Below are 25,692 nucleotides of genomic sequence, written 5' to 3'. Positions count from 1 at the left end.
AACTCGCGCGAATTTTGAATACGAGAGGCCGCATCCAGGAGGCGCGGAGCGACTGGGCTCCGCGCCTCCTGCTGTTGTCAGGAATTGAAAATCAATTCAGGTGTGACCCGGCTCAACTCAGGGAGCCGAGATCTTCGCCAGTCATGAGACTGTCCATGTTGCCGCCGACAATGGTCATGTCGACGGAGTTGTTCAGGATGTTTTCGCCCTGCACGAGGGTGTTGGTGAATGCAGACGCATCGTTGGAAGCAGATGCTTCGGCCGCATTCATGCCCTGGACCAGAGCATCGTCGTCAGCGATTACGCTGACGCTGCCGGAACCGAGATCATCGATTTCCAGGTTGCCTTCCAGGTCAACAGACATGCCGTGGAACCCGGCATGGCCGAACCAGTTGCCGACATGACCGCCAAACGCATTCATTTCAGCATCAATGCTTCCCGAACCGCTGGAGCCACCGGCCGAAATACCGTCGTCGGTAACGGCATCGCCACCCCTGGCATTCAGGGTCTGGTTGAAGCTGGCTTCGTTGGTCGCCGTCGTGCCTTCAGCCTGGTCGTTGTCTTCCAGCTGGTTGCTGTTGTTGAGCACGACACCGGTATCGTTGCCACCGCCATTGAGTGCTTCGTTCAGAATATCCTCAACGGTGATGTCATCGCCGGGGCTGTAGTCGATGCTGCCATTGACACTCACGAGCATCTCGTCAACTTCGGCGCATTCTTCCAGGTCAATGTCCACAACATCGTCATCGTCATAAACAAAACCTTCTTCGAAGTTCATCACCACTTCGGCTTTGTTGATGATCTTGGAGTCATCGACTGCATCGAAATCAGAGTAATTGAATTGAGTTCCACGCTTACCAGACATGATAATAGTCCTTGTTCATCGCGGTGAGCCAAGCCTCGTAAGACTGACGATCGAACCGCATTCTGACTTGGAGACGGGCGCAGCCGGGATTACGGAAACAGGTCCGAAACAGAAAACCGCAGCGCCTTTCGAACATCTTAGAGATCGTCTTCACCAACACTGTCGGTGTAGAGATCGCCACCAACCATCGTGGTATCGACCGAGTTGTTGAGGATGTTCGCACCCTGCACCAGCTCGTTGACGAACGCTTCGGCTGCATTGGCGGCGTTGGCAGCAGCCATCACTTCACCGATCACCGTCGCGTCATCGAGGGCGTCCACGGTCAAGGAAGAACCACCGAACGCCAGACCGTCGTCTGCTTCAGCCCAGCCGCCGTTCGCAGTCAGCTTCTGCGTAAAGGGTGACTCGTTGGCGACGTAGGTGTCTGTGGCCTGGTCGTTGTCTTCCAGCTGGTTGCTGTTGTTGATGACGAGGCCGGTATCGTTCCCAAGACCGTTCAGCGCATCGTTGAGGACGTCTTCGACCTTGATGTCATCACCCGGATCGAAGTCGATGTTGCCCTTTGCAATCAGGATGTCATCGACACTGGCATGATCGCCAATGTCCAGGTCAATGTTGTCGACGTCCGAAGGACCGTTCTCGAAATCAACGTTGATGACGGGATCGAAGTCGCTGTCGACATATTTGAACACCTGGTTATTTACATCCTGGGTGTTGTCGTCGTCCGAGTATTCCCACTCGTAGCTCTTCGAATTGTCGATGTTCGTTTCGTGGTTAAAATTGGTGTTATACTCACGAGAATAAGTCGGATTATACGACTTATCGATGTTCAGCTCGTTTTTATGCCAAACGTATTCGCTCATGGTTCTGTCCTCAGATCGGACAGCTCGGCAGATCGTCTTCTATCGATTTGCATAGAGCCGTCGTGGTTAAGAGGGGCGTTACCGCCCCAGATCAAATGGAAAATGGCGAAATGAACCACATCAGCTAATCAAAGAAGGATTAGCCGCTCCATTTACTCTTCGACCGGAAATTAAAACCTGAAAGGGGAATTCCCATTCCGAGGAATTACGCAAATCTGGCATCTCTCCAGCCAACGAAAACAATGTCAGACCGGAACGAATTCAATAAGCCGGAAATCTTAGCTAAATATTAACCATTTACGTTTCGTTCATATTTAACGGAATTGGTAAATGATGAAACACAGAAAAAGCGCCTAATTTGAATAACTTAAAGCAAAACTTGATCAAAAAATAAATCGAATTATTAATATAACCTAGGGTAAGTTTGTTATATACAAGTTATGGGTGAGGAGAAATTCAGACTAAGGGAATGCCGCACAATTCTTTGATAATATTGTGCTTTGGGCGACCGATATTTTTTCACACAGTCTTCCAAATCTGGCACCTATCCTTGATTTGAATAACCAAGATTATATTTTTTATTGCGTTGAATCCAAAAGGCGAAAGCCGACGGCAAAATAAGCCGACTCAATATTTTCAAAACACGATTCTCCTTGGTCCTGCTTAGGCAAGTACAAGCGAAATAGAGTCCTTATTAAATTATAGCTTATATGTAGGGGTGATAGTAATGGAAAGCGTAGATTACGAAAACAAAGGTTCGATCTATTATGTTGGCGCTTCCGAAAAGTTTCCGAAGGAACTTGAGGGGGTTATTGACCGGGAAATAGAAAATGGACGTTTCGTCCGCATCAGACAAAAAATTGATCTCTATCGCTCCGAGCGCCGCACGGAATTTTCAAAACGCCTCTTCCTGATTGACGAAGGATTCAGCGCCGAACGCAAGGAGTCCGTAGCCTGCCTGCGGAAAAACTTTCCCGAAGCAAACCTTTGCATGCTGATCAACGACGATTTGTCTTTCCCTTCGATCATCAGCGACTATTTCCACGAGGGCTTGATCAAGAGCGTATTGCCGATGAACCTGCGGATCGACCTCTGGCTCGGCGCGATCCGCCTCATGTTGAACGGCGGACATTACCTGCCGGCTGACGCGATCAAATACATGGGAATCGAACGTCCTTACGCGGCCGCCCCGGCCATACAGCCGCGCAAGCACCGCTCCCGAGCCAAGAACCAGTTCGGCAAGCTTACAAAGCGGGAGACCGAAGTTCTGCGCCTCATTTCCGAAGGCCACCAGAACAAGAACATTGCCGGCAAACTGTCGCTGTCGGAACATACCATCAAGCTTCACATTCATCACATCATCTCAAAGCTTGGCGTCTCCAACAGAACGGAAGCCGCTGCGATCTTCCTTCAGACAGAGCAACGTCCACCCAATTTCAAGGCTTGACGATGAGCACCGCCGAAACGTCTCAAATTACGGATGAATTTCAGACGTTTCTGACCCTCATGGGCCGGTTGAATTACACCTGGACCAACACGGAGAGCCTGCTGATCCACATGATCGCGGGCCTCGCCGGTGTTTCCAAGGAAGTTGCAACGGTGATCTTCCTGACCCTCAACACGTCGCGGGCCAGGATTGATCTTGTCGAGCGCCTGGCCAAGCTGGATACCCAGAAACCGGATTTGCGGGAAGAGGTGCTGGCCCTCACACGGGACATGCACAAAATATTGAAATTAAAAAACAAATACAATCATTGCATCTATTCGTTCGACAATGAAGGCCGCAATGCGTCAACTATTCTGATGCGCATCAGCGACCAGAAACACAAGATCGAATACGGCAAATCCAGCCCGATCAACTCCCGTGAAATCTCGCTCGTCAGGGAGACGATCAAGAAAACGCAGACGCTTAACAGGTCGCTCTGGGAGTACTTCAAGCGTCGCAGTTTTCCGGTCTGAGACCTCCTGCCGAAACACATTCCCTCGAAAAAAGAGGCCGGATCGGCGAACCGAACCGGCCTTCCAGGGGAGGATACAGGATATTTGAGCAGGTTCGGATCGGTCCGATCCGGCTGGCTGACCTCTGCTCCAGGCTGTGACCCCATAAATGGGCAGCACCCTAGCCGATCCTGGCGGCGATGCTTTTTGTCTTGCAGTAGCTCTTGAGCCCTTCGAGACCTTTCTCGCGGCCGAAACCGGATTTCTTGTTGCCACCAAAAGGCACTTCTATGCCTCCGGCAAAATACTCGTTGATGTAGATCTGCCCTGCATCAATCTTGCGGGCGAGCTGATGGGCTTTTGCAAAGTCGGAAGTGTAGATACCGGCGACCAGCCCATATTGGCAGTCGTTGGCAAGTGCCAGCGCGTGCTCGGGATCATCTGCCACCTGCACGGTCAGCACCGGCCCGAAGATCTCTTCCTGTGCCAGCTCGTCACTTGCCGCCACGCTGTCGACGATCGTCGGATCATAAAACCAGCCCTTGCCGTTCTCCGGATCGGCCACGACGGCACCGCCCGTCACAACGTCGGCACCCCGCGCCCTTGCACGGTCGACGAAGCCTGCCACCTTGGCCAGATGCTCTGCGGAATTGACCGGGCCCACATCCGGATTGCCCAGACCATGCCCAAGCTTCAACGCCTTTGTGCGCTTGACCAGCTCAGCGACAAACTCCGCATGAATGCTTTTTTCGATCACGAGACGAGACCCGGCCGAGCAGATCTGCCCGGCATTTTCATAAATCGCGCCAAGCACACCGGAGAGCGCCTGTTCGCGGTCGCAATCACCCAGCACGACCACCGGCGACTTTCCGCCAAGTTCCAGCACCACGCGGGTGATTTCGTCGGCTGCCGCCTTCATGACGGCTCGCCCGGTCTGGACCGAACCGGTAAAGGTGATGTGGTCGACGTCCGGATGAGATGTCAGCGGAGCGCCGGTTTCGACCCCCGTTCCGGTGACGACATTGCAAACACCGTCCGGCAGTCCGGCATCGTGCAGGATCTTCGCCAGAAGCAGGGCCGTGAACGGTGTCTGTTCGGCAGGTTTTGCCACAACGGTGCAGCCGGCCGCCAGTGCGGGCGCAAATCCGCGCGCGGCCGTCGAGATCGGAAAATTCCACGGAATGATATGCGCCGTAACGCCCACCGGCTCGTGAATGGCGTAACCGATGTAATTCGGCCCGAGCGGAAAGCTGTCACCCTGCAGCTTGTCGCACGCCCCCGCGTAATATTCGAAGGTCCGGGCAGCACCGCGCACATCGCCCTGGGCTTCCTGCAGCGGCTTGCCGCTGTCCAGCGTTTCTGCCACCGCCAGAAGATCAAGATTTGCCAGGATCAGCCGGGAGGCATTCAGGAGGATCCGCGACCGTTCCACCGGCGCCATGTCGCGCCAGACCGTCTCGAAAGCGGTCTTTGACGACTGCACCGCCTGATCGACATCCCCGGCGGTTCCGGCCGTGAAACGCGCAAAGGCTTCGCCTCGTCCTGGATCGAAGCTTTCCAGGGTCCGGTTATGGGACGGCTGCGTGAAGCTGCCGTCGATGAAATGGCCGAGCGGCAGTGCTTTCAGCGTGCCGGTGGCCCGATATTCCGCAATGAGTTCACGTGCTGCCGACATCGTTAGCCTTCCAGGGAGCTGATCTTGTAAGTGGATTTCGCCAGCCAATCGGGACTGATCTCGACACCCCAGCCCGGCATGTCCGTTACCGTGGCGTGGCCGTCGGCAATCTCGAAAGGAGACGATGTGAAGAGGCCGTACTGCCAGGGATAATAATCCGCTTCCTCGATCGAGAATTCGAGATACTTGCCGGCATTCGGAATGGCCCGCAGCAGATGCATGGTGAACAGCGTCACCAGCGACAGGTTGGCTGCATGCGGCGTGCAGGGAATTCCGGCCTCATGTGCCATCTGCGCCACCTTCATGGTTCGGACCATGCCGCCGAGGTAACAGACATCGGGCTGAATGACATCGACGATCCGGTCATCGATCATGCGTTTCCAGTCCACCAGCGAACAATCCTGTTCACCGCCCGTCACGTCGATGTCGAGTGCATCCGTCACCTGCTTGGTCTGGTCATAGTGCCAATAGGGACAGGGTTCCTCATAGTGGGAAATGCCGTTGGCTTCCAGGAACCGACCGATCTCGATGGCTTTTGCCGGCGAATAGCAGGAGTTTGCGTCGACCAGCAGCGCCGTGTCGTCATCGAAGGCCTTGCGCATGGTCGGCACGATTTCTTCCGTCCGCCCCGGCCATTCGTCCTGGTCGTGCCCGCATTCGGCGCCGATCCGGAACTTGAAGGCGTCAAAGCCGTAAAGGTCCTGCTGTTTCTTGAGCCTTTCGGCCTCGTCCTTCGGTGTGATGTCGCGCTTCATCGACGATCCGTAGGCCCGCACCTTGCCCGGCGTTCCACCCAGCAGTTCGCACACCGGCTTTCCTTCCAGCTTGCCGCGCAGGTCGAACAGCGCAGTGTCCAGCCCTCCCATCGCCCGGCGCAGATAGGAGCCTGGAAACTTGTGCTCCCGCTCCGGGATGATCTCCATCAGGAGTTCGATGTCGAAAGCGTCTTCGCCCAGCGCGTAGGGCGCGACCTGACGATGGACGACCTCCGCGGTGATATCCGCATAGTAAGGCGCAACCTGCCCCCATCCGGTCGCGCCGTTCTCGGCAGTTGCACGGACGAAGCAGACAAACTCATTTGTAAATGTTTCTATTGATTGTATTTTCATCGTCGTATCAGGTCCTTGGACGGACGGTCCCGATGGATAGGGGTTGGCTCCGAAACCGACCCTTATCCAGAATTGGACTTGATAGAAGGTCCGTTTTGCGCAAACTCTCATACCAATTTGGGAGAATGCGATGAAACGGCATGCCGGCGCTGTGCTCTCGTCGATCAAGATCGACAAGACGGCCGAAAAGAAAATTTCGATCCAGCTCTACATGGCCTTGCGCGACCTGCTGCTGACCGGCGCCCTGACCCCGGGTGACCGGATGCCGGCAACACGCACCCTCGCGCAGGAGATAGGCGTCTCCCGAACGACGGTGATCGACGCGATCGACCGCCTGATTGCTGAAGGCCTTCTGGAAGCACGGGTCGGTGCCGGAACCTTTGTCAGCGAGGCCCTGAACGCCCGGCTCGCGCCGAAACCCTCGCAGGAGGCAAGCGATATCACCCCGGTCGTGCCGCGCCTTTCCCACGCCACCCGGCACGCCATCCCGGACTTCACCTTGCGCTCGCGCCTGCCGCACAAGTCGCAGGCCTTCGTCACCGCACTGCCGGCGCTCGATGCCTTTCCCATGGCACAATGGGCAAAGCTCTCCGCCCGTCACTGGCGCAAGGACCGCGACCACATCGCCGGATATGGCGAACCCTTCGGTTACATGCCGCTGCGCCGGGCGATTGCCCGCCAGCTCAACGCCTCCCGCGGCATCAAATGCGATCCGGAACAAATATTCATCACCAACGGCGCCCAGCGCGCGTTTTCCCTGGTCGGTGGCATGCTGGTCAATCCGGGCGAGCCGGTCTGGTTTGAAAACCCCGGCGCTATCGGCGCACGCAATGCCTTTGTTGCCATAGGAGCTCGGCCGATCCCGGTCGCCGTTGATGAGGAAGGCCTTTGCATCGAGGACGGACTCGCCAAGGCCCCGTACTTCCGGCTTGCCTTCGTCACGCCGTCTCACCAGCAGCCGCTTGGACACGTCATGAGCCTTTCCCGGCGCCTGGCGCTTCTGAAGGCTGCCAACGAAGCCGACGCGATGATCGTTGAGGACGACTATGACGGCGAGTTCTACTTTGGCGATCAGCCGCCACCGACCCTCAAGAGCATCGATACCCACGGCCGGGTGATCTACATCGGCACCTTTTCGAAGTCCCTGTTTCCGGCCCTCAGGCTCGGTTTCGTGCTGGTGCCGGAAGGCCTGGTGGAGAGCTTCGAAAGGGTCTGCCTGACGTGGCTCGCGGGCGTCCCGACGGTCACCCAGGCGATCGTCGCCGAATTCATGGACGAAGGCATGTTCGCAACGCACATCCGCACCATGCGCCAGCTCTACAAACACCGCCACGATACCCTGATGGCGGAGGCGTCAGGCCTTGCCGGAGATATCGACCTGCAACCGACCAGCAGCGGCTTTCATGCCGTCGGCCTTTTGTCGAGTGCTTACGACGAAGACAGGATCGTCACCGAAGCGGCGAAACACGGCATCACCACCGTGCAGCTTTCACGCTACGCCCTGGGGCGGATACCGCAGCGCGGCATTGTCCTAGGCTTCGGCAGTTCCGCACAGGAAGACATCCGCAAAGGCATGAAGGTTCTCAAGAAAATCCTGCCGGATTGCTGCACCAGCTAAGGTGCACGTCCTGTCAATTGGACTGCTAAATTATCTGCAATGGATATATTTGGCAGGCCAATTCCAACCTAGGCTTTTTTCCGGTTAGTACGCTGAGTGCATTCAGGAGGACGTCATGCATTTGAAAACAACACTAACCGGCCTGTTGGCCGCAACCATGCTTGCGGGTGCCGGCTCTGCCCAGGCAGAGACCCTGCGCCTGTTGACCTGGGGGTCTTATGCCCCCGACGAACTGGTCCAAAAATTTGAAGAAGAATATCCGGACATCGACGTTGAAGTCACCTTCTCCAACAACGAGGAAATGATTGCCAAGCTGCGTGCCACCGGCGGTGCGGGTTTCGACCTGGCCCAGCCGAGCCACGACCGCATCTATGCGGCCCAGCTGGAATATGACATCTACAAGCCGATGGATCTCTCCAAGATCGATACCGACGTGATGGAAGCCAAGCTGCTCGACGGCGTGAAGGCGAACACGACGATCGAAGGCGAGGTCTACGCGGTTCCCCATCAGTGGGGCACATCCGGCCTGATGGCCGACAAGACCAAGGCACCGGACATCTCGAGCTGGGCGGATCTTTGCGACTCTGCCTACAAGGGCAAGACCTCGATGCGCCTGAAGCGCACCATCCTGCTCGGCACGGCCTTCTCGATGGGTGAAGACCCGTTCGCGGCCTATTCGGACCTCGAGAAATACCAGGGGATCCTGGACAAGGTTGCCGACAAGCTGATCGAGTGCAAGGACAACATCAAGGCCTACTGGAAAGGCGGAGACGACCTCTCCGCCATGATGCTGTCGGGCGAAATCGTTGCTTCCGAAACCTGGGATTCGACCGCCTACAAGCTCTATGACCAGAACCAGAACATCGTCTTCGTTCCGCCGAAGGAAGGGGCACTCGCCTGGATCGATACCTTCGCGTTGCCGCGCAAGGGCAAGGCCGATGACGCCGCCTACAAATGGATCAACTTCGTGCTGCGGCCCGAAAACGTGACCATCATGTCCGGAAGCACCGGCGCGATTGCCGCGGTCAAGGGCGGCACCGACCTGCTGCCGGAAGACAAGAAGGCAGCCGTCAACGCGGCCTTCACCGCAGCCGACATCGACAATCTCAAGTTCTTTGCCAACATTCCTCCCGGCGTGGAAGACATGGAAGGCAAGACCCTTGAGAAGATCAAGGCAGCCACAGGCGGCTGATCAGTACCAGGACTGCCGGAGCCACTCCGGCAGTCCTTCGTCTACGAAACAATCAAAAAACCGGAGAGGAGCAGCCGGGACCACCCGACGCTCCAAACCCCGATCCTATCCAGTTGGCCCGCATTCATGAAACACACCTCCCCCGCCTACGATCTTGAATGTCTCGACCTCGCCAAAAGCTTTGGCGGGTTTCGTGCCGTCAAGGGTGTCTCCTTCGAGATTCCGAGCGGCTCGTTCTTCTCCATTCTCGGTCCGTCGGGCTGTGGCAAGACGACCCTGATGCGCATGATCGCAGGGTTCGAGGACCCCACCTCCGGCGATATCCGGATCAAGGGCAAATCCGTGCTCGGCGTGCCGCCCAACCGGCGCAACGTCAAGATGGTGTTCCAGCATCTGGCCCTGTTCCCGATGATGAACGTCTACGAAAACATTGCCTATGGCCTCAGATGCGCAGGCGTCGGCAACGCCGACATCAAGCGCAAGGTGCAGGATGTGCTGGAGCGGATTGCCCTGCCCGATGTCGGCGAACGCGAAATCCACCAGCTTTCCGGCGGACAGAAGCAGCGGATCGCGATTGCACGCTGCATGGTGCTTGACCCGGACGTCTTGCTGCTCGACGAACCGCTCGGCGCGCTCGATCTGAAGCTGCGCGAAGCGATGAAGATCGAGCTGAAGCTGTTGCAGCACCAGTTCAACACCACCTTCATCTACATTACCCACGATCAGTCCGAAGCATTGGTGATGTCCGACAACGTCGCCATCATGAATCAGGGTCTGTTCGAACAGATCGGTACGCCGCAGGAACTCTACCACCAGCCCAAGACGGCCTTCGTCGCCGGTTTTGTCGGCGACAGCAACCGCTGGTCCGGCACGGTGAAATCCGCTGACGCCACCGGAGGCATGGTCGAAACGGATCAGGGATTGTCCATGAGCTTCAGCGCAGGTGCGGGCCAGACAATCCGTGATGGCGACAAGGTCGACATTTTCGTGCGTCCGGAATTCATTCGCACCGTGCGTGCTGCCGAGACAGATCAGGCCGCGGCGGATGGCGACAACCAGATGAGCGGCGTCATCGACAGCCTGCTCTTCAATGGCGCCAACAGCCGCGTGCTGGTGCGCACCGGCAGCGGCGAACTGATCGAATCCGATGTGACGGTGACCGGCAACAACGACCTGAAACCAGGCGAGGACGTGCGCCTTGTCTGGTCGTCCCGCCAGGCCATGTGCTTTACCCGCTCGGGGAGCGCGTGATGCAGAACAAGGACATCAAACGGCTCTCGCTGATCCTGCTGTTCTCGCCCTTCGCGCTGTGGATCCTGCTTTTGATCATCCTGCCGCATATCGGCATGGTGCTGCTGTCGTTCCGCGAGAAGGTGGCCCCACGCGTTTATGAATACAGCTTCGCCAACTACCTGGATTTCATCAACGAACCGATCTACTGGAACACCCTTCTAAGGACCGGTTCCATGTCGTTGCTGGTGACGGCACTCGCACTGCTGATCGGTTTCCCGATCGCCTATTACATCGCCAAGATCGCCGGTCCGCGCGCCCGTGGCGGCTTGTTCCTGCTCTGCCTGATCCCGCTCTGGGTCAGCGACCTGATCCGTTCCTTCGGCTGGATCCTGCTGCTGCGGGAGACCGGGGTGATTTCGAATTTCCTGCTCTGGACGGGACTTATCGGTGAGCCGGTCGAGTTTCTCTACAACGATATCGCTGTCATCATCGGTCTCGTCTACACCGTGATCCTGTTCATGATCGTGCCGCTGGTTTCCACGCTCGACGGCATGGACAATTCCATGATCGAGGCCGGCTACAATCTGGGCGGCAACGGCTTCACCGTGCTGCGCCGGATCATCATTCCCTATGCCATGCCCGGCATCGTGGCCGGTTGCATCGTGACCTTCATGCTGACGGCGGGTTCCTACCTCACGCCGATCCTGCTTGGCGGCAAGAATTCAAGCTGGTTCACCGAGCAGATCTACAACCAGTTCATCACGCGCTTCAACTGGGAGGGAGGCGCAGCCTTCGGCATGTTACTGCTTCTCTTCACCTCCGTCGTAATCTGGCTCGGGCTGAAGCTTTCCGGCCAAACCCTCGCCAATACCGTGGCCAAGAGCTGAGGAGGACAGACAATGCTTGCGCAAAAGAAAGCCTCCCCGTTCCTGATCGGTTACCGGCTCTATATCGTCGCCTTCTTCATCTTCCTGGCAGCACCACTGATCTCGGCCGGAGCCTTCGCCTTCAACGACAGCCTGTTTCCGGCCTTGCCCTGGCAAGGCTTCACACTGGACTGGTTCTTCGGCGATACGGAACCGAAGCTGGGCATGTTCCATGACCGGCGGCTGCTGCAGGGGCTCTATTACTCCTTCGTGATCGCAATCTTCGTTGCCGCCCTGTCGGTCTTTGTCGGCACCACCAACGCCTTCCTGTTCGTCCGCGGTGATTTTCCGGCCAAGAATTTCTTCTATATCCTGATGGTCCTGCCGCTCGTGATCCCGGGGGTCATCCTCGGCATCTCCATTCTGGTGCTGGCCAGCGACACCGCGAACTACATGGAAAACAGCTTCGACCTGGAGCTTGAGTTCCTGCGGCCCGGCCTGCTGCTTGTCGTGTTCGGGCAGTTTTCCTTCATTGCGACAATCACCTCGCTGGTGATCACCGCCCGGCTGAAGAAATTCGACGCGACCATGGAAGAAGCAGCCTTCAATCTGGGCGCCAGCCGGGTCCGGGTCCTGCGCACGATCACGCTGCCCTTTCTGAGGCCGGCCATGATCGCGGCGGGCATCGTTGCGTTCCTGGTCTCGTTCGAAAACTTCAACACCACGCTTTTCCTTGTCGGCTCGGAAGCACCGCTAACGATCACCATGTATGACCGGATGGCAAAAGTCGGCTCGACGCCGGTCCTCAACGCTGTCTCTTTCGTGCTTATGGTCGGCTCCGGACTGCTGGCGCTGCTCTCGATTCTCATCCAGCGCGACAAGACCTCTCAATAGGAGCATTCATGGCGGAGTTCGACTTTGTCATTGTCGGCGCGGGCTCGGCAGGCTCGGTGCTTGCCGACCGGTTGTCGGAAGACGGTAAATACACCGTCTGCATTCTGGAAGCCGGCGGCTCCGATCTCAATTTCTGGATCTGGATGCCGATCGGCTACGGCAAGGCCTTCTACAACCGGAACCTCAACTGGATGTACCACACCGAAGCGGATCCCGGCCTGAACGACCGGTCCGGCTACTGGCCGCGCGGCAAGGTGCTCGGCGGCTCCAGCTCGATCAACGCCATGGTCTATATCCGTGGCCAGCATGCAGATTTCGAGGACTGGAAGGCTCTCGGCAACACCGGTTGGGGCTGGCAGGACGTCCTGCCCTATTTCAAACGGTCGGAGACCAACTGCAACGGCGCAGACGCTTATCGCGGCGGGGATGGTCCGCTCTATGTTTCATCCATGGACAAGGACGTCCATCCGCTGTGCGAAAACTTTCTGACCGCCAGCGAGGAAGCCGGCTTCCATCGAAACCCGGATTTCAATGGCAAGACACAGGAAGGTGTCGGGCTCTACCAGATAACCGCGAAAAACGGGTTCCGCATGTCGACCGCCCGCGCCTATCTTTCCCGCGCCCGGAAACGGCAGAATGTTTCCATCCTGACGCGAGCCCACACAACCCGCCTCGTCGTCGAGAACGGCCGGGCAACAGGCGTCGTCTACAGTCGCGGTGGCACCGAACAGACCGTCAGGGTCCGCCGGGAAGTGATCCTGAGTGCAGGCGCGGTCAACTCCCCGCAGATCCTGATGCTGTCCGGCATCGGCGATGGTACCGACCTGCAGGCCAAAGGCGTTGCGACCACCTTGCACAGTCCCGCAGTCGGCAAGAACCTTCAGGACCATCTCGGTCTGGATTATCTCTACCGCTCCAGGGTTCCGACACTGAACCAGCAGCTTTACCCCTGGTGGGGCAAGCTCGCCCAGGGCATCCGTTATGTCTTGACCCGCAGCGGCCCCCTGTCGCTCAGCGTCAACCAGGCCGGCGGGTTCGTCAAAAGCAATCCCGATTGCGAACGGCCGAACATCCAGCTGTATTTTTCGCCGGTCAGCTACACCAAGGCACCAAAGGGCAAACGCCCGCTGATGAACCCGGACCCCTTCCCCGGCTTTCTGCTGGGCTTCCAGCCGACGAGGCCAACCAGCCGCGGCCACATCTGCCTGCGCTCGGCCAACCCGTTCGACATGCCGGAGATTCACCCCAACTCGCTCAGCACCAATCGCGACCTCACGGAGATGATCGAAGGCAGCAAACTGATGCGAAAGATCGCCCGGAGCCCGGCGCTGCAATCGGTCATCGACGAGGAAATCACCCCCGGCCCAAGTGTCCAGACTGAAGAGGACATGCTGGCAGATGTGCGCAGCCGCTGTTCCACAGTCTTCCACCCCGTCAGCACCTGCCGCATGGGACCGACGCCGGAAGACAATGTCGTTGACACGCGCCTGAAGGTTTATGGGGTCGTCGGTCTGCGGGTCGTCGATGCCTCGATCTTCCCGACGGTCACCTCCGGCAACACCAATGCACCTGCGATCATGGTTGGCGAAAAAGGCGCCGATCTGATCCTGGAAGACACGAGAGCGGCGTGAGGGAACCGATGACACAGGCTCTTTTTGCGGACGACTTCAAGACGACCCCCTATTGGCAGGACATTGCTCCGAAAGTCACCCTTCCCGATACCGACCTGCCTTCGGAAGTCGATGTGCTGGTTGTCGGCGGCGGCTATACCGGCCTGAATGCAGCGCTCCAGACCGCGCGCGAAGGCCTCGGCACATTGGTTCTCGATGCGGAAGACCCCGGCTGGGGCTGCAGCATGCGCAATGGCGGCCAGCTTTCGACCAGCCTCAAGCCTTCCTTTTCCAGCCTGACGGGACGTTACGGCAACGACCTGGCCACCCGGCTCTGCCAGGAAGGCCAGGCATCGCTCGACTATATGCACCAGCTTTCAAGGGAAGATGGACTTGAGCTTGGCTTGCGGGAAACCGGTCGGTTCCACGGCGCCCACAAGCCGCATCTCTACGAAAGCCTTTCCAGGGACTGCGCCGCCGGACACCCGGTGTGGAAGGCGGACACCTTCATGGTTTCCAAAGACGATATGGCGCAAGAGCTGGGCACGGACGCCTATCACGGCGGTATCGTCTATCCCCATCACTGCAGCATCGATGTTGCTCGCTATCACCCCTCGCTTTTGAACAAGGTTCTGGCCGAAGGTGGTCTGGTGCGGGGCAAGTGCCGGGTGGTGTCGCTCGAACGAGAGACGTCGGGTTTCAAGGTTCTGACAAGCGATGGCCCCGTCAAGGCGGGCAAGGTCATTCTGGCGACCAACGGCTATTCCGGCCCGCTTTCACCCTGGCTTCAGCGTCGCCTGATCCCGATCGGCTCCTACGTGATCGCAACGGAAGAAATTCCAGGCGAAACGATCGACCGGCTGTTTCCAACGGACAGGGTCCTCTCCGACACCCGGAAGCTGGTCTATTACTACCGGCTGTCACCCGACCGGAAGCGTGTCCTTTTCGGAGGCCGGGTGTCCCTGAGCGAAACCGACCCGCACAACAGCGCGCTCAAGCTCCACCGCGACATGACCGCCCTCTTCCCCGAGCTTGCCTCCGTGCGGATCAGCCACGCCTGGATGGGTTTTGTCGGCTATACCTTCGACACGCTCGCCCACGCAGGTGAAGACAAGGGCCTGTTCCATGCGGGCGGCTATTGCGGGTCCGGCGTCGGCATGGCGAGTTATCTCGGCATGCGCATCGGACGCAAGGCAGCCGGCCTGGAAAAGTCCCCTTCCGCTTTCGAGAACATTCCCTTCCCGACACGGCCGCTTTATCAGGGCAATCCCTGGTTCCTGGCCCCCTCCGTGCTCGTCTACCGGCTGCGGGACAGGTTCGGGATCTGATCCCGAACGAGAACCGCCTCCGTCATCCGCCTAGGCGTTGTTCGGCGCTGGCACATCAGCAAGCAGGCGAACCAGCCAGTCGACGAAAACGCGTACTTTGTTCGAAAGGTGCCGGTTTGGCGGATAAACGATATAAAGGGGAATGGTGTCGGTGGACCATTCGCCCAGGAGCGGCACAAGGTCCCCTCGCTCCAGTTCCTTTCGCACCATGAAGTCCGGCAGTTGCGCGATGCCGTGTCCGGCGACGGCGGCCGTGACATAGCTGCGGGCATCGTTGACCGAGCAGTGATACCGCCCGTCGACCAGAATTTCCTCGCCGTCCTTTCGGAAGGTGAACGGGAGTGTGCGTCCCGTGGCTGCTACGAAATAGTTGACGCAATAGTGGTTCGCCTGCACGTCCGCCGGGCTTTCCGGAGTTCCAGCCCGTTCGAGATAGGATGCTGCCGCGCAGGTGGTCAGGCCAACCTCCGCCACCCGCCGTGCAATCAGCGACTGATCGGCAGGCGCGCCGCCGCGCAGGGCGCAGTCGACATTTTCCGCAAGATAGTCGACCGTCCTGTCGCCGATTCCCAGATCGATCCGGATATCGGGAAATTTTTCGTAAAACCCCCCAAGCGCCGGGATCACGAACCAGTCGGCAAAGGCACCGGACATTTCAACACGCAAACGCCCTCCCGGAGTACTTTGCGCCTGGGACAGGCTGGCATCGAGTTCATCGACTTCCGAGACGATCTGAACGGCTCGCTCATAATAAAGCGCCCCGTCGGTCGTCACGATCACGCGCCGCGTTGTCCGGTTGAGCAGTTTGGTCTGCAGATGCTTTTCAAGATTCTGGATCAGGTTGGTGACCGTCGCCTTCGGCATCTGCAGGGAATCCGAAGCGCGCGTGAAATTTCCCGTTTCAACCACCCTTACAAAGGCACGCATGGCAGACAATTGATCCATTTCTGGGCGTCCTGATCAAAAAATAGGCTTATTATTCGAAATTTCGAATAGTGAAATCAATAATACACCCCTTATTCCAGAGTTGGAACAACAATACCTATTGGACAAGCAAGAGGGCTGGTGGACGCTGCCATCCCTTAATCAACGGATATGGAACGGCGCTGAAAATGACGGTGCAGATCAAGGATATGACACTCGACAAGGTGGCCATCGGCCCCGTGTCCGCACGTGTCTACCAGGGCGCCGAATACAGCAAGTCGCCACCGGTCCTGATTTATTTTCATGGTGGTGCTTTTCAAGGCACTGTACCGCAGGAAAGCGAAGTCGCGCATATCATCGCCGAAACCGGCGCGATTGTCGTGATGCCGGATTATAACGTGCCGCTTGGCAGCGTCTTCCCGAAGCCGCTGGAAACGGGGTTTTCGATCTTCTCCTATCTGGCGAAAAAACGCGCCGGTCTGGGGAACCGCAAATCCCTGCTTCTGGTCGGCGGCGTCGAGGCTGGTGGCAACATTGCCGCGGCGGTCGCCCTGAAGGCCCGGGATCACTTCGCCGATGAACTAGACGGGCAGATCCTGTTGTCGCCCCTGCTCGACCCCTTCATGGGTTCCGCATCGTTTCAGAAAGCCGGCGAGTTCGGCATGAAGGATATCTGGGCCGATGGCTGGAGCCACTATCTCAGCACCGGCATGTGTCACCCCTATGCGGCCCCTTGCATGTGCTCGCGCCTGACCGGCGTCGCACCTGCGCTCGTCCTGACCTCGCAGGACGATCCGCTGAAAGACGAAACACTCGGCTTTGCGACCTGCCTGAAGAACGCAGGCGTTGAAGTTCACCAGCATGTTCTCCCCGCCGGGGCAGGCTGGCCATCACTCTACGGCGGAAAGACGGATCAGGCCTCGACCTGGCAAGAGACAGTAACCGCACAGTTTTCCAGTTTCGTGCAGTCCGTCAGCATTCATTGAATTAATACCCAAGCCCTTCTGGTCATTGTGTTTCCGGCAGGGCTTTCAAGGAGAGACCAATGACATCACGAAGCAAGCGCTGGGCCCTGGCGGGCGCCAGTCTGGCAGTTGCTGTCTCTGTTTCAGCCGCTGTCCTCATCATGAACCTTCCGGCAAGCACCCCGGCAACGGCCGCTGGCGGCACGGTTGCCATCCCGGCTGTGCCGGTGACCGTTGCCGAGGTCAAGTCCCGCGAAATCACCGTTTGGGAAGATTTCTCCGGCAGGCTCGAAGCCGTTGACCGGGTGCAGATCCGCTCCCGCGTGGCCGGCTCCATCCTGTCCGTGGACTTTCGCGAAGGCGCGTTGGTGGAAGCAGGTGACCTGCTCTTCACCATTGACCCGGCTCCTTATGAAGCTGCCGTCGCCCAAAGAGAAGGTCAGGTCGAACTGGCGCAAACGCAGCTCAACCTGGCCAAGCTGGAGCTGGATCGTGGCAACAAATTGATCAAGAACCGGACCATTTCCCAAAGCGTGCTCGACCAGCGCCGCAACACCTACGCCGAGGCGCAGGCGAACCTCAGAACAGCGAGGGCAGCCCTCAGGTCCGCCAAGCTGGAGCTCGGCTACACCAAGGTGCTGGCCCCCGTATCCGGCCGTGTCGGCAAGATCGAGATCACCGTCGGCAATCTGGTTGCCGCGGGTTCTGCATCACCGGCTCTGACCACGCTTGTCTCCGTCGATCCGATCTATGCAAGCTTCAATGCAAGTGAAGATCTTGTCTCGCGGGTCCTGGCGGAACTGCCGGACACCGGCGGAGCCGTGCCACCTCTGGACATGATCCCGGTCGAAATCGAAACCTCGGCAACCGCCGGACACCCGGTGAAAGGCAAGCTTCAGCTGGTCGACAACCAGGTAGATGCCGTCAGCGGCACCATTGGTGTCAGGGCCGTCTTCGACAATCCGGGCGGCAGGCTGATCCCGGGCCAGTTCGTGCGCATCCGCATGGGTGAGCCCAGACCGGAACAGAAAGTCCTGATCAGCGAACGCGCCATCGGCACGGACCAGGACAAGAAATATGTCTACGTCGTTGGCGACGACAACAAGGCGGCATACCGGTCCGTCGACCTTGGCCGGACGGCAGAAGGCGCGCGTATCATCAACAGTGGTCTCGAGCCGGGTGAACGGATCGTGGTCAATGGCCTGCAACGCATTCGCTCGGGCGCGCTTGTCGATCCGCAGCTGGAAAACGACGTCGCCGCTGCAAACTGAGTGAACGGGTGGGACGCAGAGCGCTCCACCCGACCTTCCCAACAATTCAAGTCATGATCGCCGGTGGCCTCGCCACCGGCCGGGGACCTGTTGCCCCGATTTCCGACCGGAAAGGGCCTGGATATGAATATCTCGAGATTCTTCGTCGACCGCCCGGTCTTTGCCGGTGTGCTGTCCGTCCTCATCGTTATCGCCGGCCTGATCGGCCTGCGCGCGCTACCGATTTCCGAATACCCCGAAGTGGTGCCGCCATCCGTTGTCGTGCGCGCCGCCTATCCTGGCGCCAACCCGAAAGTCATTGCCGAAACGGTGGCAACCCCGCTGGAAGAGCAGATCAATGGCGTCGAGGGCATGCTCTACATGTCCAGCCAGGCGACCTCGGACGGTGTCATGACCCTCACGGTCACTTTCGAACTTGGCACCGACCCCGACCAGGCGCAGCAGCTTGTCCAGAACCGCGTTTCCCAGGCCGAACCACGCCTTCCTGCGGAAGTTCGAAATCTGGGTGTGACCACGGTGAAGAGTTCACCCGACCTGATGATGGTCGTCAACCTGACCTCGCCGGACAATCGCTACGACATCACCTACCTGCGCAACTATGCCGTTCTCAACATCAAGGACCGGCTGGCCCGTCTTCAGGGTGTCGGCCAGGTGCAGGTCTTCGGCTCGGGCGATTATTCCATGCGCGTCTGGGTCGATCCGCAAAAGGCGGCCGGACACAATCTGGCAGCCAGTGACATCACCAACGCCATCCGCGAACAGAACGTGCAGGCTGCCGCCGGCATCATCGGCGCTTCGCCCAATCTTGAGGGTGTCGACGTACAGCTCAGCGTGAACGCGCAAGGCCGTCTGCAGACCCCGGAAGAATTCGGCAACATCATTGTCCGCATCGGTGAAAACGGTGAAGTGACACGGCTGCGCGACGTCGCCCGGATCGAGCTTGGCGCGGCCGACTATTCCCTGCGCTCCCTGCTCGACGGCAAGCCCGCCGTCGCCATTCCCGTGTTCCAGGCCCCCGGCTCCAACGCCATCGCGATCTCCGACGCTGTGGTCGAGACCATGAACGAGCTGCAGGTCGCCATGCCCGATGGGGTCAAATACGAGATCGTCTACGACACCACGAAATTCGTGCGTTCCTCCATCGAGAAGGTCGTCGACACGCTGCTTGAAGCCGTGGTGCTGGTGGTTCTCGTCGTGATCCTGTTCCTGCAGACCTGGCGTGCGTCGATCATTCCCCTGATCGCGGTTCCCGTGTCTATCATCGGCACCTTCGGTGTCATGTATGTCTTCGGCTTTTCCATCAATGCACTCAGCCTGTTCGGACTTGTTCTGGCCATCGGCATCGTGGTCGATGACGCGATCGTGGTCGTGGAAAACGTTGAACGAAACATCGAGAACGGACTGAACCCGCGCCAGGCAACCTACAAGGCCATGAAGGAAGTTTCCGGCCCGATCATTGCCATCGCGCTGGTGCTGGTGGCCGTGTTCGTGCCTCTTGCCTTCATCACGGGGCTCTCGGGCCAGTTCTACCGTCAGTTCGCACTCACGATCGCGATCTCTACCGTGATCTCGGCCATCAACTCGCTCACCCTGTCCCCGGCCCTGGCTGCCCTTCTCCTGAAGGATCACCACGCGCCCAAGGACTGGTTGACCCGGGTGATGGACTTCCTGTTCGGCTGGTTCTTCAGGGGTTTCAACCGGGCCTTCGGCGCCGGCTCCAACGCCTATGGCAAGAGCGTCGGCGGCCTGTTGTCCCGCAAGACCATTGTCATGTTGGTGTACATGGTGCTGGCGGGGGCGACCTACAGCCTGTTCACCACCGTACCGGGCGGCTTCGTTCCGGCACAGGACAAACAGTATCTGATCGGCTTTGCCCAGCTTCCGGACGCCGCCACGCTGGACAGGACCGAAGATGTCATCCGCCGGATGAGCGAGATCGCCATGGAACAGGAAGGCGTCGAACACGCCATTGCCTTCCCGGGCCTGTCGATCAACGGCTTCACCAACTCGTCCAACGCCGGCATCGTCTTCGCCACCCTGACGGATTTCGAGGAACGCCAGTCACCGGAGCTGTCAGGCAACGCCATCGCCATGCAGCTGAACCAGAAATTCGGCGGCATCCAGGACGCGTTCATCGCCATGTTCTCGCCTCCGCCTGTCCAGGGCCTGGGCACGACCGGCGGCTTCAAGCTGCAGATCGAGGATCGGGCCGGGCTCGGATATCAGGCGCTTGATGCCGCCAACAAGGCCTTCCTGGCGAAGGCCTATCAGACACCTGAACTGGCGGGGCTGTTCTCCAGCTTCCAGATCAACGTGCCGCAGCTTTACGCAGACCTTGATCGAACCAAGGCAGAACAGCTCGGTGTTTCGGTAACGGATGTTTTCGAGACGCTGCAGATCTATCTCGGCTCGCTTTATGTCAACGACTTCAACGCCTTCGGACGCACCTACAGTGTCCGGGTACAGGCCGATGCCCAGTACCGGGCGCATGCCGACGATATCGGCAAGCTGAAAGTCCGCTCCGCCACGGGCCAGATGATCCCGCTCTCCGCTCTCTTGAAGGTGGAGGCGACCACCGGGCCGGAACGGGCAACCCGCTACAACGGCTTCCTTGCGGCAGACATCAACGGTGGCCCGGCACCCGGCTATTCCTCCGGCCAGGCCCAGGCCGCGGTTGAGCGGATCGCGGAAGAAACCCTGCCCAAGGGCATCGCCTTCGAATGGACCGACCTGACCTACCAGCAGATCCTTGCCGGCAGTTCCGGGTTCCTCGTCTTCCCGCTGGCCTTGCTTCTGGTCTACCTGGTGCTTGCCGCCCAGTATGAAAGCCTGATGCTGCCTGTGGCGATCGTGATGATTGTTCCGATGGGTGTTTTGGCTGCCCTGACAGGCGTCTGGCTGACAGCGGGCGACAACAACATCTTCACCCAGATCGGGTTGGTGGTGCTGGTGGGCCTCTCGGCGAAAAACGCGATCCTGATCGTGGAGTTCGCACGGGAACTGGAATTCGAGGGCCGCTCGCCCGTTGAAGCGGCAGTTGAAGCCAGCCGGTTGCGCCTGCGGCCGATCCTGATGACCTCGATGGCCTTCATCATGGGCGTCGTGCCGCTGGTGTTGTCAACCGGTGCCGGCGCGGAGATGCGGGCCGCCATGGGTGTGGCAGTCTTTTCCGGCATGATCGGAGTGACCTTCTTCGGCATCTTCATGACACCGGTGTTCTACGTGCTGGTGCGCAAGCTCTCGGGCAACCGGCCGCTTGTACAGCACGAGGAAACTGCCGAGCTGCAGGAAGCCTAGATCAACGACGCGGATGTAATCACCGCAACAGACCGGGCTCGTCCCGCGAAACTCGTGACGCCAAAACACCCCGGAAACATTCGTTTCCGGGGTGTTTTGCTATTGACCAGGTTCTCGCAGAACGGCCCAGTTTAATCGACGCGCAGCTGCTGCCGGTTGAAGCGCCTGCTCCGCCTCCTGTCAGGGGAAAACCTGAACGCTGCCCCCAAAGATCGTCGCCGCGGACAGCTGCGACGCTGACAAGGCACGGCATATCCATTGACAGCCAGGTCCACACCAACACTAAAATTGCGGGTTCCCGCAAATGGAATGCGTGAATTAACCTGTCACGTTTGGTTCCTGGCCGCGTAACGTGAAACGCCTAGCGTTGGGAGAACCAACAAAGTGGCGATGTATGTGGGAGGAAAACATGCAATCGAATAGAACTCGCGAAGACATGAACGCGCCGCGCGGCGGCGTGCAATTTCAGCGCCTTGCAAACCGTATCAGGCAAACGTCGGCGAACGTCGGGCCTTTTGGAAGCTTGTCCGCGCTGAAGACCGGAATTCTCACAGGCTTGTTTGCATTGTCGGTGCTTTCAGCACCAGCTGCGGCGATGGCAGCCGATTACAACTGGACTTTCCAGACTTCCGAAACTGCCGGTGAACCGGGCTTTATCAACAAGCAGAAATGGGCTGAAAGCGTCGAGGCAATGTCAGGAGGCCGGATCGCGATCGAGATTTTGCCGATTGGTGCCGTCGTACCGCATACCGATACGCTTGACGCTGTTGGCTCCGGCATCCTGCAGGGCCATCTGACCGACCCGAGCTATTTCGCCGGCAAGGACCCCGCCTTTGCAATGATGGGCAACCTGGTTGGTGCCTGGAGTGACCCCTTCGAACTGATCGGGTTCATGCAATCCGGTGGCGGTCATGAGCTTTACGCGGAACTGGTCGAGCCCTATGGCGTCCATTTCATCGGAGCCGCGGCGACCGAGCCGGAAGCTTTCGTCTCCAGCGTTCCGATCCGCTCCGTCGAAGACCTGAAGGGCGTCAAGATGCGCGCACCGGAAGGCATGGTCTACGAGATCTTTTCCAAGGCAGGTGCGTCTCCGGTTGCCCTCCCGGGTTCCGAAGTTTTCACGGCTCTCGACAAGGGCGTCGTCCAGGCGGCCGACTACACGGTTTTTGCAACCAATCAGTCTCAGGGCATGAATGACGTTGCCCACTATCCGCTGTATCCGGGCTTTCACTCCCTGCCGCTGATCGACATTTCGATGACCAAATCAATCTGGGATGAACTTCCGGACGACCTCAAGGCCATCCTGAACGCCTCCGTCGACAAGTTCATTTTCGATCACGTTTACTCCGTTCGCAAACTCGATGCGGCCGCGGTCGAGGAAGCGAAGGCAAACCCGGAGATCGAAATTGTCAACTGGTCCGGCGACGAGCGGGCAAAGTTCCGCAGGATCGCTCAACAAGAGTGGGAAAACTGGGCCGGCAAAAACGACCTCACCCAGCGTTACTACGATGCGGTGGTCGCTTATCTGAAGGGCCGGAACCAGCTCTGATCTGGGCAACTTCCCTTTAACGCAGCCGCTCCCGGCCTCAAGGGCCCGGGAGCGGCATGACCTTGTTTCACCTGACCTTGTTTTTCTTCCGGGCCGGGTGAAGCGAGATGACGGATCGCGGCTGCCAGCCAAGGTTGGTAGCCATCCCCCAATTCCCTCAACAGTTTGCCAACCGCACGACGGGAGAAGAAGCCATGTCGGACAGTCCGGACGTGAGTGACCTGGAAGAGAATGGCCAAGCCAACCTGCGAACCGGCCTCGACCGGCTCATTGCCGGGTCCGCCAAGCTCTTTTCCTGGGCCATCTTTCTGGCGTTTGCCATCAGCGTATATGAGGTTATCGCCCGCTATGTTTTCGACAGCCCAACCTATTGGGCGCACGAAAGCACGACCTTCCTGATCGCGGCCATCTTCCTGATTGGCGGTCCCGTAGCGCTCGCCCGCGACAAGCATATTCGCGTACGCATGATTTATGACACGGTTTCGCCCGGGGTCCGGCGATGGCTGGACATCGTGAATTCTGTGATCGCGATGATTTTCTTTGCAGGTCTCGGATACGCAGGCGCGACAATGGCCTGGAAGGCCACTCACAGGCCCAATGGCGAAATCCATCTGGAAGGCACGGGAACGGCTTGGAACCCGCCGACACCGGCGCTGCTGAAAATAATCATCCTGATCTGTGTGTGCCTGATGTTCGTTCAGACCCTGATGCATCTGATCAAGGCAATCCGCGGCGATGACGCTGCCTACAGCGAACGCGGAGGCAAATGAGATGGGTCTCAACGAACTGGGAATTGAATACGGCACGTTTCTGCTTGTTGGCAGCATTTTCGTTTTGCTGCTTACAGGTCAGCCTCTGGCCTGGGTGACAGGACTCGTTGCACTTATATTCACGTTCGGCTGGTTCGGCGGAAATGCACTTCCGCTGGTCACCGCCCGCATCTTCGGTTTCATCACGGAATACTCTCTCGTCGCCATTCCAATGTTTATCCTGATGGCCGCACTGCTCGACAGATCGGGGATTGCCAAGGATCTTTTCAACGGAATGCGCGTGCTCGCAGGACGGTTGCCTGGAGGTGTCGCCGTTCAAACCCTGATCGTTGCCACCCTGATGGCCGCCATGTCCGGCGTCATCGGTGGTGAAATTGTCCTTCTGGGGATTCTGGCATTGCCCCAGATGTTGCGGCTCGGCTATGACCGCGACCTGTCAATCGGGGTCGTTTGTGCAGGCGGTTCGCTTGGGACCATGATGCCACCCTCTATCGTTCTGATCATTTATGGGCTTGTGGCAAGTGTGTCCATTGCCGACCTCTTTGTTGCCGCCGTCACCCCCGCACTGATGCTGCTCGGCTGCTATATCGCCTATGTCCTTGTCCGCTGCGTCCGAAATCCGGACCTCGGACCACCAATTTCCGTGGAAGAACGGGCTGAGGAAACCATTGGCAGTGCTATCCGGTCCCTCATCGCGCCAGTCTTTATCGTGGTGGCGGTTCTGGGCTCGATCTACGGAGGTATTGCCTCCATCACCGAAGCCGCCGCACTCGGGGTCTCATCGGTGCTGATCATTTCTCTGCTGCGCAGGGAACTGAACACCCGCATGTTGCAGGAAAGTCTGGTTCACACGCTGGAAACCTGCGGCATGATCATATGGATCGGGATCGCGGCAGCCGTTCTGGTTGGTGTCTATAACCTAATGGGAGGCAACAGGTTTGTTTCAGCCGTCATGCTTGGTCTCGACTCCTCGCCAGTGGTCGTCATCTTGTTCATGATGCTGATCCTCCTCGTCCTTGGCATGTTCCTGGACTGGATCGGGATCGCTCTGTTGACGTTACCGATCTTCGTACCGATCGTTGTCCAGCTTGGATACGATCCGATCTGGTTCGGCATCCTGTTCGCAGTCAACATGCAGGTCTCCTACCTGACCCCCCCATTCGGACCAGCAGCCTTCTACTTGAAAAGCGTCGCGCCACCGGACATTACGCTCGGCAACATCTATGGAGCCCTGCTGCCGTTTATCGTGCTGCAGCTCTTCGTCCTGGCAATCCTGCTTTTCTTCCCGGGAATTACGACCTGGATGCTGTAGCTCAAAGGCGTGCCGCATTCATTCATTTGGATGCGGCGCACGATTGGTTTGACTACTGGGATCAAACTTGAGTCCCGCGCGGGTTCGCCCGGCAAACGGGCTTACGAAGTTTTTGTTTCAAGTTCTGAGACGGGATTGCTGATCCGCGTAACGGGAGACATCATCGCGCTTTCACCGCCGCTTATCGTTAAGGAAGATATGCTTGAAAAGATGATGTCGACCTTGGGCCGTTTCTTGCCGGCGACGGCTTAGGTTTCAGTGGTGGTTTAGAGACGCCAAAAGCCCCGCCAGTTATTTGTGCGGGGCTTTTTTGGTTTTGTTGTGATGCTTAGGTTAGTTTTTGCTCTTCTTCGTGTGGCATTGCCGTCGTTTGGGTGGACCGTTGGATGTCAGGCTCGACGTCGCCAAGATGC

Annotated in this window: 20 protein-coding genes; 15 read left to right on the top strand and 5 right to left on the bottom strand. The window is 58.4% G+C overall.

Translation table 11 applies throughout. The features are described from left to right. Window positions 1-112 precede the first annotated feature (112 nt). Both ACYQ54_RS27400 and ACYQ54_RS27395 read right to left on the bottom strand, forming a co-directional pair. Window positions 113-865: a hypothetical protein gene (locus tag ACYQ54_RS27400; protein WP_460088105.1), complete on the bottom strand. Its 753-nt coding sequence runs from the start codon at window positions 863-865 to the stop codon at window positions 113-115. A gap of 137 nt (window positions 866-1,002) precedes the next feature. Next, window positions 1,003-1,728 (bottom strand): hypothetical protein, encoded by a 726-nt coding sequence (locus ACYQ54_RS27395; RefSeq protein ID WP_460088103.1) that lies wholly within the window; start codon window positions 1,726-1,728, stop codon window positions 1,003-1,005. A gap of 727 nt (window positions 1,729-2,455) precedes the next feature. Between ACYQ54_RS27395 and ACYQ54_RS27390 the strand changes: the two genes are divergently transcribed. Beyond that, window positions 2,456-3,175: a helix-turn-helix transcriptional regulator gene (locus ACYQ54_RS27390; RefSeq protein ID WP_460088101.1), complete on the top strand. Its 720-nt coding sequence runs from the start codon at window positions 2,456-2,458 to the stop codon at window positions 3,173-3,175. Window positions 3,176-3,177: 2 nt separating this feature from the next. Continuing rightward, window positions 3,178-3,687, top strand: coding sequence for a hypothetical protein (locus tag ACYQ54_RS27385; RefSeq protein WP_460088099.1), 510 nt, complete (start codon window positions 3,178-3,180; stop codon window positions 3,685-3,687). 160 nt (window positions 3,688-3,847) lie between these two features. Here ACYQ54_RS27385 and ACYQ54_RS27380 read toward each other — a convergent pair whose 3' ends face one another. Together ACYQ54_RS27380 and ACYQ54_RS27375 are read right to left on the bottom strand one after the other, a co-directional pair. Next, on the bottom strand, window positions 3,848-5,341 hold the full coding sequence (locus ACYQ54_RS27380) for an aldehyde dehydrogenase family protein (RefSeq protein WP_460088098.1): 1,494 nt from the start codon (window positions 5,339-5,341) through the stop codon (window positions 3,848-3,850). Between the two features lie 2 nt (window positions 5,342-5,343). Next, window positions 5,344-6,450 carry a mandelate racemase/muconate lactonizing enzyme family protein gene (locus ACYQ54_RS27375; RefSeq protein ID WP_460088096.1) on the bottom strand — a complete coding sequence of 369 codons (1,107 nt, stop codon included), beginning with the start codon at window positions 6,448-6,450 and terminating at the stop codon, window positions 5,344-5,346. Window positions 6,451-6,580: 130 nt separating this feature from the next. Here ACYQ54_RS27375 and pdxR point away from each other — a divergent pair, with 130 nt between their 5' ends. The 7 genes from pdxR to ACYQ54_RS27340 all read left to right on the top strand — a co-directional run bounded on the left by pdxR (window position 6,581) and on the right by ACYQ54_RS27340 (window position 15,191). Then, window positions 6,581-8,068 carry a MocR-like pyridoxine biosynthesis transcription factor PdxR gene (gene pdxR, locus ACYQ54_RS27370; RefSeq protein ID WP_460088094.1) on the top strand — a complete coding sequence of 496 codons (1,488 nt, stop codon included), beginning with the start codon at window positions 6,581-6,583 and terminating at the stop codon, window positions 8,066-8,068. Between the two features lie 115 nt (window positions 8,069-8,183). After that, the gene (locus ACYQ54_RS27365; protein ID WP_460088092.1) at window positions 8,184-9,260 is read left to right on the top strand and encodes an extracellular solute-binding protein; all 1,077 of its coding nucleotides are present in this window, start codon (window positions 8,184-8,186) and stop codon (window positions 9,258-9,260) included. A 126-nt stretch (window positions 9,261-9,386) separates the two neighbouring features. Continuing rightward, window positions 9,387-10,511 (top strand): ABC transporter ATP-binding protein, encoded by a 1,125-nt coding sequence (locus ACYQ54_RS27360; RefSeq protein ID WP_460088090.1) that lies wholly within the window; start codon window positions 9,387-9,389, stop codon window positions 10,509-10,511. After that, the gene (locus tag ACYQ54_RS27355) at window positions 10,511-11,380 is read left to right on the top strand and encodes an ABC transporter permease (RefSeq protein ID WP_460088089.1); all 870 of its coding nucleotides are present in this window, start codon (window positions 10,511-10,513) and stop codon (window positions 11,378-11,380) included. Before ACYQ54_RS27360 ends, ACYQ54_RS27355 begins: the two co-directional genes overlap by 1 nt. Window positions 11,381-11,392: 12 nt before the next feature. Continuing rightward, window positions 11,393-12,253 carry an ABC transporter permease gene (locus ACYQ54_RS27350; protein WP_460088088.1) on the top strand — a complete coding sequence of 287 codons (861 nt, stop codon included), beginning with the start codon at window positions 11,393-11,395 and terminating at the stop codon, window positions 12,251-12,253. Between the two features lie 8 nt (window positions 12,254-12,261). After that, window positions 12,262-13,884, top strand: a complete 1,623-nt coding sequence (locus tag ACYQ54_RS27345) for a GMC family oxidoreductase (protein ID WP_460088086.1) — start codon at window positions 12,262-12,264, stop codon at window positions 13,882-13,884. 8 nt (window positions 13,885-13,892) lie between these two features. Next, window positions 13,893-15,191 (top strand): NAD(P)/FAD-dependent oxidoreductase, encoded by a 1,299-nt coding sequence (locus ACYQ54_RS27340; protein WP_460088084.1) that lies wholly within the window; start codon window positions 13,893-13,895, stop codon window positions 15,189-15,191. A 30-nt stretch (window positions 15,192-15,221) separates the two neighbouring features. Here the strand turns inward: ACYQ54_RS27340 and ACYQ54_RS27335 are convergent, their stop codons facing one another. Beyond that, window positions 15,222-16,136 (bottom strand): LysR family transcriptional regulator, encoded by a 915-nt coding sequence (locus tag ACYQ54_RS27335; protein WP_460088082.1) that lies wholly within the window; start codon window positions 16,134-16,136, stop codon window positions 15,222-15,224. A 167-nt stretch (window positions 16,137-16,303) separates the two neighbouring features. Here ACYQ54_RS27335 and ACYQ54_RS27330 point away from each other — a divergent pair, with 167 nt between their 5' ends. From ACYQ54_RS27330 to ACYQ54_RS27305, 6 genes are all read left to right on the top strand, one after another. Next, window positions 16,304-17,101, top strand: coding sequence for an alpha/beta hydrolase fold domain-containing protein (locus ACYQ54_RS27330; protein WP_460088081.1), 798 nt, complete (start codon window positions 16,304-16,306; stop codon window positions 17,099-17,101). Window positions 17,102-17,160: 59 nt separating this feature from the next. Beyond that, a complete protein-coding gene (locus ACYQ54_RS27325; protein WP_460088080.1) occupies window positions 17,161-18,351 on the top strand; it encodes an efflux RND transporter periplasmic adaptor subunit in 1,191 nt (396 codons plus the stop codon). Window positions 18,352-18,474: 123 nt separating this feature from the next. Next, a complete protein-coding gene (locus ACYQ54_RS27320) occupies window positions 18,475-21,648 on the top strand; it encodes an efflux RND transporter permease subunit (protein WP_460088078.1) in 3,174 nt (1,057 codons plus the stop codon). Between the two features lie 409 nt (window positions 21,649-22,057). Next, window positions 22,058-23,197: a TRAP transporter substrate-binding protein gene (locus ACYQ54_RS27315; protein ID WP_460088077.1), complete on the top strand. Its 1,140-nt coding sequence runs from the start codon at window positions 22,058-22,060 to the stop codon at window positions 23,195-23,197. A gap of 194 nt (window positions 23,198-23,391) precedes the next feature. After that, the gene (locus ACYQ54_RS27310; protein ID WP_460088076.1) at window positions 23,392-23,967 is read left to right on the top strand and encodes a TRAP transporter small permease subunit; all 576 of its coding nucleotides are present in this window, start codon (window positions 23,392-23,394) and stop codon (window positions 23,965-23,967) included. Beyond that, window positions 23,933-25,279, top strand: a complete 1,347-nt coding sequence (locus tag ACYQ54_RS27305; RefSeq protein ID WP_460088075.1) for a TRAP transporter large permease — start codon at window positions 23,933-23,935, stop codon at window positions 25,277-25,279. Before ACYQ54_RS27310 ends, ACYQ54_RS27305 begins: the two co-directional genes overlap by 35 nt. Window positions 25,280-25,692 lie beyond the last annotated feature (413 nt).

Source organism: Roseibium sp. LAB1, assembly GCF_054658235.1.
The sequence above is the reverse complement of the archived record's forward strand: the minus strand, read 5'-3'. Positions and strand labels throughout refer to the sequence as shown.